The sequence below is a fragment of the Xenophilus sp. genome (genome assembly GCF_044462705.1).
GTDB classification, from domain to species: Bacteria; Pseudomonadota; Gammaproteobacteria; order Burkholderiales; family Burkholderiaceae_C; genus Xenophilus; species Xenophilus azovorans.
Genome location: NZ_JBIQNC010000182.1, coordinates 1 through 9,685 on the forward strand (window position 1 = coordinate 1; position 9,685 = coordinate 9,685).

General features: G+C 70.3%; 11 protein-coding genes. 6 read left to right on the plus strand and 5 right to left on the minus strand.

The window, feature by feature from the left end; all coding sequences use genetic code 11:
- From ACIY1X_RS20950 to ACIY1X_RS20960, 3 genes are all read right to left on the minus strand, one after another.
- On the minus strand, window positions 1-376 hold a 376-nt coding region (locus ACIY1X_RS20950; protein ID WP_399684311.1), incomplete at its 3' end, for a carbohydrate ABC transporter permease.
- A 131-nt stretch (window positions 377-507) separates the two neighbouring features.
- Entirely contained in the window at window positions 508-1,809 is a 1,302-nt protein-coding gene (locus tag ACIY1X_RS20955) for an ABC transporter substrate-binding protein (RefSeq protein ID WP_399684313.1), read from the minus strand.
- Between the two features lie 18 nt (window positions 1,810-1,827).
- Window positions 1,828-2,853 (minus strand): ABC transporter ATP-binding protein, encoded by a 1,026-nt coding sequence (locus ACIY1X_RS20960; protein WP_399684316.1) that lies wholly within the window; start codon window positions 2,851-2,853, stop codon window positions 1,828-1,830.
- 233 nt (window positions 2,854-3,086) lie between these two features.
- Between ACIY1X_RS20960 and phbB the strand changes: the two genes are divergently transcribed.
- The 5 genes from phbB to dusA all read left to right on the plus strand — a co-directional run bounded on the left by phbB (window position 3,087) and on the right by dusA (window position 7,801).
- On the plus strand, window positions 3,087-3,824 hold the full coding sequence (gene phbB, locus ACIY1X_RS20965; RefSeq protein WP_038218440.1) for an acetoacetyl-CoA reductase: 738 nt from the start codon (window positions 3,087-3,089) through the stop codon (window positions 3,822-3,824).
- A gap of 90 nt (window positions 3,825-3,914) precedes the next feature.
- Complete coding sequence (gene ybaL, locus ACIY1X_RS20970; RefSeq protein WP_038218442.1) at window positions 3,915-5,627, plus strand: YbaL family putative K(+) efflux transporter; 1,713 nt, start codon at window positions 3,915-3,917, stop codon at window positions 5,625-5,627.
- A gap of 186 nt (window positions 5,628-5,813) precedes the next feature.
- Entirely contained in the window at window positions 5,814-6,077 is a 264-nt protein-coding gene (locus ACIY1X_RS20975; protein ID WP_051954122.1) for a hypothetical protein, read from the plus strand.
- A 72-nt stretch (window positions 6,078-6,149) separates the two neighbouring features.
- Window positions 6,150-6,734, plus strand: coding sequence for a hypothetical protein (locus ACIY1X_RS20980; RefSeq protein ID WP_399684319.1), 585 nt, complete (start codon window positions 6,150-6,152; stop codon window positions 6,732-6,734).
- Between the two features lie 41 nt (window positions 6,735-6,775).
- Window positions 6,776-7,801 carry a tRNA dihydrouridine(20/20a) synthase DusA gene (gene dusA, locus ACIY1X_RS20985; protein ID WP_399684322.1) on the plus strand — a complete coding sequence of 342 codons (1,026 nt, stop codon included), beginning with the start codon at window positions 6,776-6,778 and terminating at the stop codon, window positions 7,799-7,801.
- Window positions 7,802-7,810: 9 nt separating this feature from the next.
- Here the strand turns inward: dusA and ACIY1X_RS20990 are convergent, their stop codons facing one another.
- Together ACIY1X_RS20990 and ACIY1X_RS20995 are read right to left on the minus strand one after the other, a co-directional pair.
- On the minus strand, window positions 7,811-8,257 hold the full coding sequence (locus ACIY1X_RS20990; RefSeq protein ID WP_399684325.1) for an antitoxin Xre/MbcA/ParS toxin-binding domain-containing protein: 447 nt from the start codon (window positions 8,255-8,257) through the stop codon (window positions 7,811-7,813).
- Between the two features lie 85 nt (window positions 8,258-8,342).
- On the minus strand, window positions 8,343-8,990 hold the full coding sequence (locus ACIY1X_RS20995) for a GntR family transcriptional regulator (RefSeq protein ID WP_399684328.1): 648 nt from the start codon (window positions 8,988-8,990) through the stop codon (window positions 8,343-8,345).
- 63 nt (window positions 8,991-9,053) lie between these two features.
- On the opposite strand from ACIY1X_RS20995, the gene ACIY1X_RS21000 reads away from it, so the two are divergent.
- Window positions 9,054-9,685 (plus strand): methylmalonyl-CoA mutase family protein (locus tag ACIY1X_RS21000; protein WP_399684331.1); only part of this gene is annotated, 632 nt, incomplete at its 3' end.

Here is a 9,685-nt window from a genome sequence, read left to right on the forward strand (position 1 = left end):
ACAGCCAGATGTTCGCCACCGCGATCATCGGCAGCACGGTGGGCGTGAAGTAGGCCATGCGCAGGAAGGCGCGGCCGGCGATGCGCTCGTTCACCCACAGCGCCATCGCCAGCGCCAGGCCGATGGAGCAGGGGATGGTGGCGGCGGCGAACAGCAGGTTGTTGCGCACCGCCTTCCAGAACACCGGGTCATCGGCCATCACCTGGTAGTTCTCGACACCCACCCACACCGCCTCGCGTCCGCCCTTGGGGGTGGAGAAGAAGCTGTCGACCAGCGTGGCGACGGCCGGCCAGTGGGTGAAGCCCACCAGCACCGCCATCGCCGGCAGCACCATCAGCCAGGCGTGGACGGCGCGGATCGATGAGGCGTTGCGCATCCTGGTCAGAAGGCCGCGGAGCAGGCCATGCGGGAACACCCACGGAACTGGCTTTGCCAGGCCGTAGGGTGTGCCCCCTTGCAGGGGGTTGGCGGAGCGGAACGAAGTCCGCGAAGACTGGGGGTGGTCACTTATTTATAGCCGCGCAGGATGCGGTCGGCTTCTTTTTGCGCGTCCTGCATCGCCTGCTTGGGCGTCTTGGCGCCGGTCAGCGCGGCCTGCAGGCCGTCGTTCAGCGCCTTGGTCACGCGCTGGTTGTCGTGCGTGGAGAACTCCGCCACCGAGACCGGCAGCTGGTCGCGCGCCACCAGCGCGGGCGGGAACTCGGCGCCGTACTTCTTCAGCGCCGGCGTGTCGTAGGCCGCGGCCGAGACGGCGACGTAGCCGGTGTCGATGCTCCACTGCGCGGCGCGCTCGGGCTGGGTGATCCACTTGACGAACTGGTAGGCCGCCTCCTGCTGCGCCGGCGTGCTCTTCTTGAAGATGTAGAAGTTGCCGCCGCCGGTGGGCGAGCCCTTGCGCTTGTTGCCCGGGATCATGCCGACGCCGAAGTCGAACTTCGCGTTGGCCTTGATGTTGGTCAGGTTGCCGGTGGTGGTGTAGATGATGGCGGCCTTCTTCTCGAAGAAGTCCTTGGGCGTGGTGCCCCATTCGACCACGCCGGTCGGGTGCACGCCGGCCTTGCCCAGGTCGACCCAGAACTGCAGCGCCTCGACCACCTTCGGGTCGTCGAACTTCACCTTGGTGCCGGCCTCGTTGGCGAGGATGGCGTCGTTGGGCGTGGTGAGCGTCTGGAACAGCCAGTAGGGGAAGCCGCTCGACGGGATCTGCACGCCGTACTGCGTCGTCTTGCCGCCCGCGTCCTTCTTCGTCAGCTTCGCCGCCATGTCCTTCAGCTCGGCCCAGGTGGCGGGCGGCTTGTTCGGGTCGAGGCCGGCCTCCTTGAACAGCTCCTTGTTCCAGTACATCACCACGGTGGAGCGCTGGAAGGGGATGCCCCAGGTCTTGCCGCCGGTGCGGCTGTTCATCATGAAGGCGGGATAGAAGCTGCCCATCCACGCCTTGTCCTCGGCCGTCTTCGCGAAGTTGTCGAAGGGCACGATCGCGTCCTCGTCGATCAGCGTGAACATGTCGGTCGACAGCAGCACCGAGGTGACCGGCGGCGTGCCCGACTTGTGCGCCGTCAGCGCCTTGACGATGGTCTCCTGGTAGGTGCCGGCGTAGATCGGCGTGACCTTGATGCCGGGGTGCTCCTTCATGAAGCCCTCGGCAAAGCCGTCAATGATCTTGGCGATGGGGCCGCCCACGGCCACCGGGTAGTAGAACTGGACCTCGGTCGGCGCCTGGGCCAGGGCCGGCGCCAGGGCGCCGAGCAGGGTGGTGCCGGCGACGAAGGGGATCGCCAGGGTCTTGAGGAAGGTGCGTTGTCGCATGGGGAGTCTTCTCCGGTTTCAGGGGGATGGAATGCGGCGGCCCTCGGCGTCGAAGGCGTGCGCGTCGTCGTAGGACCAGTCCAGGTGCACGGCGTCGCCGGCCTGCGCGGTGCGGCGGCCGTCGGTGCGCACCAGCAGCGACTGGCTGCCGACCGCGCAGCGCAGCACCAGGTCGGCGCCCAGGTACTCGGTGCCCTGCACGGTGGCCGGAATGCCCTCGGCCGCGGCGAGCGCGATGGCTTCCGGCCGCACGCCCAGCGTGGCACCGGCCAGGCCGGTGTCGACGTCGCTGCCGGCGATGCGCCCGCGCTCCAGCGCCACCAGGTTCATCGGCGGCGTGCCGATGAAGCGCGCGGCGAAGGTGGTGGCCGGGCGCGCGTACAACTCGCGCGGCGAGCCGGCCTGCTCGACGCGGCCCTTGTTCAGCAGCACCACCTGGTCGGCCATGCTCATCGCCTCGGCCTGGTCGTGCGTGACGTACACCACCGTCAGGCCGAGCTGGCGCTGCAGCTCGCGCAGTTCGCGGCGCATGTCCTGGCGCAGCTGCGCGTCCAGGTTGGACAGCGGTTCATCCATGAGACAGACCTGCGCCTGCGCCACCAGCGCGCGGCCCAGCGCCACCCGCTGCTGCTGGCCGCCCGAGAGCTGGCCGGGCCGGCGCGCCAGCAGCGCGCCCAGGCCGAGCAACTCGGCGGCGTGCGCCAGGCGGCGGGCGCGCTCGGCGGGCGGCACCTTGCGCACCGCCAGGCCGAAGGTGATGTTGTCCGCCACCGAGAGGTGCGGGAAGAGGGCGTAGTTCTGGAACACCATCGCGATGCCGCGCTGCGCCGGCGGCAGCGCGCCCACCTCGCGGCCGCCGATGCGCACCTGGCCGGCGCTGGCGTTGTCCAGCCCGGCGATGATGCGCAGCGTGGTCGACTTGCCGCAGCCCGAGGGGCCGAGCAGGACGCAGAAGCTGCCGGGTTCGATGCGCAGGTTGACGGCGTGCAGTGCGGTGCTGTCACCCCAGGACTTGGCGACGTCGATCAGCTCGATGGCAGACATCCGGACGAGTCTAAAAGTCCGATATGACAGTTCGTCCGAGGGGGAACCCGCCCCGTGTCGACCCGATGAACAATCGGTGACGCATGGCCGCGCGGCGCCGGTGCACCATCGCGGCGCCGGCGGCTGCAAGCCCCGGGGTGCTGTTGGTGTTTTCCTGAGCCGGAGGCTTCGGCAAACATCGCTACAGTGGTCGAGACCGGCCGCACGGGCCGGCAGTTTTGAAGGAAATGGACATGAGCAAGAAAGTCGCATACGTCACCGGCGGCATGGGGGGCATCGGGACTGCCATCTGCCAGCGCCTCCACAAGGACGGGTTCACGGTGATCGCGGGCTGCGGCCCCACCCGTGACTACGCCAAATGGCTGGCCGAGCAGAAGGAACAGGGCTTCACTTTCCATGCCTCGGTCGGCAACGTCGGCAACTGGGACTCCACCGTCGAGGCCTTCTCCAAGGCCAAGGCCGAGCACGGCAGCATCGACGTGCTGGTCAACAACGCCGGTATCACCCGCGACCGCATGTTCGTGAAGATGACGCCCGACGACTGGAATGCCGTCATCGAGACCAACCTCAACAGCATGTTCAACGTCACCAAGCAGGTGGTGGGCGACATGGTCGAGAAGGGCTGGGGCCGCATCGTCAACATCAGCTCGGTCAACGGCGCCAAGGGCCAGGCCGGCCAGACCAACTACTCGGCGGCCAAGGCCGGCATGCACGGCTTCACCATGGCGCTGGCGCAGGAGCTGGCCAACAAGGGCGTGACGGTCAACACCGTGAGCCCGGGCTACATCGGCACCGACATGGTCAAGGCGATCCGCCAGGAGGTGCTGGACAAGATCGTCGCCACCATCCCGGTCAAGCGGCTGGGCGAGCCCAGCGAGATCGCCTCGATCATCTCGTGGCTGGCGTCCGACGAGGGCAGCTACTCCACCGGCGCCGACTTCTCCGTCAACGGCGGCCTGCACATGCATTGAGCCGCACGCCGCGCCCCGCCTGAAGGCCCGCCCCGCGCGGGCCTTCGTTTTTTTCTGCGCCATGGCGCGACACGCCTGCAAAATGGCTCCATGCATCACGGCGTCTCCCTGATCAACACCATCGCCGCCGCCCTCGGCCTGGCGCTGATCCTCGGCTTCGCCGCGGCGCGGCTGCGCATCCCGGCGCTGGTGGGCTACCTGCTGGCCGGGGTCATCATCGGGCCCTTCACCCCGGGCTTCGTCGCCGACGCGGCCATCGCCGCGCAACTGGCCGAGATCGGCGTGATGCTGCTGATGTTCGGCGTCGGCCTGCACTTCTCGCTGGACGACCTGCTCGCCGTGCGGCGCATCGCGCTGCCGGGGGCGCTGGTGCAGATCGTCGCCGCCACGCTGATGGGCGCGGCCATGTCGCTCTCGTGGGGCTGGCCGATCGGCGCGGCACTGGTGTTCGGCCTGGCGCTGTCGGTGGCCAGCACGGTGGTGCTGCTGCGGGCGCTGGAGAACCTCGGCCTGCTCGAAAGCCACACCGGCCGCATCGCCGTGGGCTGGCTGGTGGTGGAAGACCTGGCCATGGTGCTGGTGCTGGTGCTGCTGCCGCCGCTGGCCGGCGCGCTGGGCGGCCGGGCCGATGCCGGCGACGGCGCGGAGGCCGAGGCCGCCGCCTCCGTCTGGCGCACGCTGGGCGTCACGCTGCTGCAGGTGGGCGGCTTCGTCGCGCTGATGCTGGTGGTGGGGCGGCGCGTCTTCCCCTGGCTCTTGTGGCAGGTCACGCGCACCGGCTCGCGCGAGCTGTTCACCCTGTGCGTGGTGGCGGCGGCGGTGAGCATCGCCTTCGCCTCGGCCTCGCTGTTCGGCGTGTCCTTCGCGCTGGGGGCCTTCTTCGCCGGCATGGTGATGCGCGAATCGGAGTTCAGCCACCGGGCGGCGCAGGAATCGCTGCCGCTGCGCGACGCCTTCGCGGTGCTGTTCTTCGTGTCGGTGGGCATGCTGTTCGACCCGAGCGTGCTGGTCGAGCAGCCGCTGCAGGTGCTGGCGGTGGTGCTGGTCATCGTGTTCGGCAAGTCCTTTGCCGCCTGCGCGCTGGTGCTCGCCTTCCGCTACCCGCTGGCCACCGCGCTGACGGTCAGCGCCAGCCTGGCGCAGATCGGCGAGTTCTCCTTCATCCTGGTCGCGCTCGGCGCCCGCCACGAACTGCTGCCGGTGCAGGCGCAGAGCCTGGTGCTGGCCGGCGCGCTGATCTCCATCGCCGCCAACCCGCTGTGCTTCGGCGCGATCGGGCCGGTGCTGCGCTGGCTGCGCGTGCATTCCGCGCTGGCGCGGCGGCTGGAGGCGCGCGACGACCCGCTGGCCGAGTTGCCGCAGGAGACCGAGGCGCGCTTCCTCTCGCGCCAGGTGGTGCTGGTGGGCTACGGGCGGGTGGGCCGGCGCATCGCGGCGGAACTGCGCTCGCGCGACGTGCCCTTCGTCGTGGCCGACCAGAACCGCGAACTGGTGGAGCGCATGCGCGAGGACGGGCTGGCCGCCGTCTGGGGCGATGCCGCGGAGCCCGCGGTGCTGATCCAGGCCCACATCGCGCGGGCGCGCGTGCTGGTGGTGGCCACGCCCGACGCGCTCAACGTGCGCCAGATGATCGCCACGGCGCGCACGCTCAACCCGGCCGTCGAGATCGTCATCCGCAGCCACAACGAGGCCGAAGCGCGCCTGCTGGCGCAGGAGGAGGCGGCCACCGTCTTCCTCGGCGAGCAGGAACTGGCGCAGGCGATGGCCCGCGACGTGTTGCGGCGCGCCATCGCGGCCGCCTGAATCGGCGTCAATTCCGGCCTGTGCCAGGGTAAAAGTCCCCTCCGGGGCATGCGCCGGGCGCATTTCGGCGCAGAATCAAGTCACAAATGTAGCAAAACGTGAAATTGTGGCTGCGGACGATGAAGTCCTTTGACCTACCATGCCGGTGTCCCATTGCTGTTCGCAGGAAGCGTCCCGAGTCGTCCCATGTCCACGTTGCGCAATGTCGCACTCACCGTCCAGGAGCTGGAGGCGGGCGAATTCCACTGGGTGCTGCTCGAAGCGGTGGACTGCGCGGTGGACGACGTGCTGCCCTACGCGGTGCTGGAAGCGGCCGCGGAACCGCAGCGCAGCTATTCCGATGCGCTGGTCGCCGGCGTGGCGGCGATGCGGCGCCTGTTCGGCCGCGATGGCCCGCGCACGGGGCAGCCGGCCGCTGCTTCGGCTTCTGCCGCCCACCCGCCGCGCTGAGAGCCCGCCGATGAGCCACCCCGTCCCCTGCCGCCTGCCCGCAGGCCCGGTGCCCGCTGCCGGAGGCCACCCATGAAGCGCGTCGCCTACGTCGCCGTCGCCTGCGTGGTCGGGCTGGGCCTCGTGGTCTGGCTGGCGGCGCCGCAGAGCGCCCTCGAGTGGGCTGCCTGGATCCAGGCGGTGGGCGTGCTGATGGCCCTGCTGTGGGGTGCGCAACTGCAGAACGAGGCGGCCCGCCGCACCCAGCGGCAGGCGCAGCACGTGGCGGCGCTGTTCGCCGCCAACATGCACTGGGTCTTCCGCGAGCTGGCCGACGCCTGCGCCAAGCAGAGCCTGGCGGACTTCCTCGTCCACCGGCGCATCCTCCAGGAAATCCTCTCCCAGGGGCGCGAGGCCAGCCTGCAGCAGCTGGACGGCCGCGGCCTGGCCATGGTCACCAGCCTGCGCACCATCGCCGTCGAGGCGCTGGAAGTGATGGAACTGGTGCCCGAGGTGCCGGACTGGACCGCGCTGCAGGGCCACTTCGACCGCCGCCTGCCGACCATCGTCGGCTGGCTCAGCGCCTCCGGCCACCCGCCCGAGACCAGCGGGCCGACCGACTACCAGGGCTTGCGCACCTCGTACGGCCAGCTCGGCGGCTCGCGCGATCCGATCTGAGCGGCGCGCCGCTCGGGGACAATCGGCCCCCGGGCGTCCGCATGACGCCCGCGCCTGCGATGTCTCCCGCTGAAACTCTCCCTGCCTTCCCCGATCATCGGCTGTCGGTCGCTCCCATGCTCGACTGGACCGACCGCCACTGCCGCTACCTGCACCGCCTGCTCAGCCGGCGGGCGCTGCTCTACACCGAGATGGTGACCACCGGCGCGCTGCTGCACGGCGACGTGCACCGGCACCTGCGCTTCGATCCGTCCGAGCACCCGGTGGCGCTGCAACTGGGCGGCAGCGAGCCGGACGAGCTGGCGAAGTGCGCCAGGCTGGGCGAGCAGTGGGGCTACGACGAGATCAACCTCAACTGCGGCTGCCCCAGCGAGCGCGTGCAGCGCGGCGCCTTCGGCGCCTGCCTGATGGCCGAGCCGCAACTGGTGGCGGACTGCGTGAAGGCGATGGTCGACGCGGTCGGCGTGCCGGTCACGGTCAAGCACCGCATCGGCATCGATAAGGTGGAGCGCTACGAGTTCGTGCGCGACTTCGTCGGCACGGTGAGCGAGGCCGGCTGCAAGACCTTCATCGTGCATGCGCGCAACGCCTGGCTCAAGGGCCTCTCGCCGAAGGAGAACCGCGAGATCCCGCCGCTGCGCCACGAGTTGGTGCACCGGCTCAAGCACGACTTTCCGGCGCTGCGCTTCTCGATCAACGGCGGCATCCGCGCCGACGCGCAGGTCCACGAGCACCTGCGCCTGCTCGACGGCGCGATGGTCGGGCGCGAGGCGTACCACAACCCGTGGTGGCTGGCCGGGTGGGACGAACACTTCTTCGGCGACGCCCCGCAGGCGCTGACGCGCGAGGAGGTGGAGGCGCGGATGTGCGACTACATGGCGCGCGAGGCCGCCGCGCACGGCACGCCCTGGCCGAACATCGCGCGGCACATGCTGGGCCTGCGCAATGGCCTGCCGGGCGCGCGCCGCTGGCGGCAGGTGTGGAGCGACCGGCGCCTGCGCGAGCGGCCGCCGCACGAGGTGATGGCGCTGGCGCATGCCGCCGCGCCGGTGGCGGACCCGGCCTGAGCGTTCCGCCTAGGCGCCGCGGGCGTATGCGGCCAGCAGCGCGTTGACCTTCTCCAGCCCCTGGGGCGTGGCGGCGACCTGCTGCGGCGTCTGCCCGCCCAGCAGCGGGTGGGGCCGCCGCAGCCAGCGCGATGCGTCCGGCCCCAGCACCTGGGCAGCGCGCGAGCGCAGGTCCTGCGGCGCGGCGGTGCCTTGCGGGGCGGAAGGCGCTGGTGCCGGCGCTGCTACCGGCGCCGCGTCGGACTGTTCCTGGGCCAGGCGCACGGCGGCGTAGGGGCGCAGCGCTGCCAGGCCTTCCCTGATCGTGAAGCCGGCCGCCCGCAGCTTGCGGGCATAGGCATCGGCCAGGACCTTCAGCTCCTCGGCGCGCAGGCGTTCGCGCTGCTGCTCCATGGCTTCGCGCTCGTCGCTGAGGCGCCGTATCTGGGCTTCGATGTCGGCGAGAGAAGAGGACATGCTTTTCACGGTGTCTTGAGGGCGCACCCCGGGGCGGGGCAGCGCAATCCAGCCCTCGAGTATCGCAAGCGGCGGCGCGGCGGGCTCAGGCGGCGGCTTCGAGCCCGCTCCTGAAGTGCGCCTGCATCCGCGCCACGGCGGCCTGCGGGTCGCGCGCCTCGATGGCCGCCATCAGCGCCCGGTGCTCGGCCAGGGACTCGGCGATGCGCCCGGCCTTGAGCAGCGAGTTGTGGCGGTTGAGCTTCATCACCTTGCGCAGGTCGGCCACCAACTGGTCGCGCCAGCGGTTGTCGGCGATGGCCAGCAGGCGCATGTGGAAGCGTTCGTTGACGGCGAAGAAGTGCTCGCGATCCACCCGGCCGGGCCGGGCCGCGGCCTCCAGCTCGGCGTGCAGCGCCTTCAGCTCGTCGATCTGCTGGGGCGTGGCGCGCTCCGCGGCCACGCCGGCGGCGTCGCTCTCCAGCAGCGCCAGCAGGTGGTACACGTCCGCCAGGTCGCGCTCGGACACCTCGGTCACATAGGCGCCGCGGCGCACCTTCATCGTCACCAGGCCCTCGGCAGCCAGCACCTTCAGCGCCTCGCGCAGGGGCGTGCGGCTGATGCCGAACTCCTCGGCGATCTTCAGCTCGTCGATCCAGCTGCCGGGCTCCAGCTCGCGGCTGAAGATGCGCTGGCGCAACTGCTCGGCCACCTCCTCGTACAGGGCGCGCGGGGTCAGGGTCACGGCGGACATGGGGCGGACTGTACCGCAGAACCGGGTGTTTGAATTAATAATTACAGCGGTTAGACTGGCGGGATGAGCAGCATTCCCGAACCCTCCTTCAAGACGGCCACGCTCGACGACTGGGCCAAGGCGGCAGCCAAGTCCGCGCCGGGCGGCGACCCGGCCGCCCTGAACTGGGTGACGCCGGACGGCATCGCCGTCAAGCCGCTGTACACGGCGGCCGACCTGAAGGGGCTGGCGTACACCGACACGCTGCCCGGCTTCGAGCCCTACATCCGCGGCCCGCAGGCCACCATGTACGCGGTGCGGCCGTGGACGATCCGCCAGTACGCGGGCTTCTCGACCGCCGAGGAGTCGAACGCCTTCTATCGCAAGGCGCTGGCGGCGGGCGGGCAGGGCGTGAGCGTCGCCTTCGACCTGGCGACGCACCGCGGCTACGACAGCGACCACCCGCGCGTGACCGGCGACGTGGGCAAGGCCGGCGTGGCGATCGACTCGGTGGAGGACATGAAGATCCTGTTCGACGGCATCCCGCTGGACAAGGTCAGCGTGTCGATGACGATGAACGGCGCCGTGCTGCCGGTGCTGGCCGGCTACGTGATCGCGGCGGAAGAGCAGGGCGTGAGCCAGGACAAGCTCTCCGGGACCATCCAGAACGACATCCTCAAGGAGTTCATGGTCCGCAACACCTACATCTACCCGCC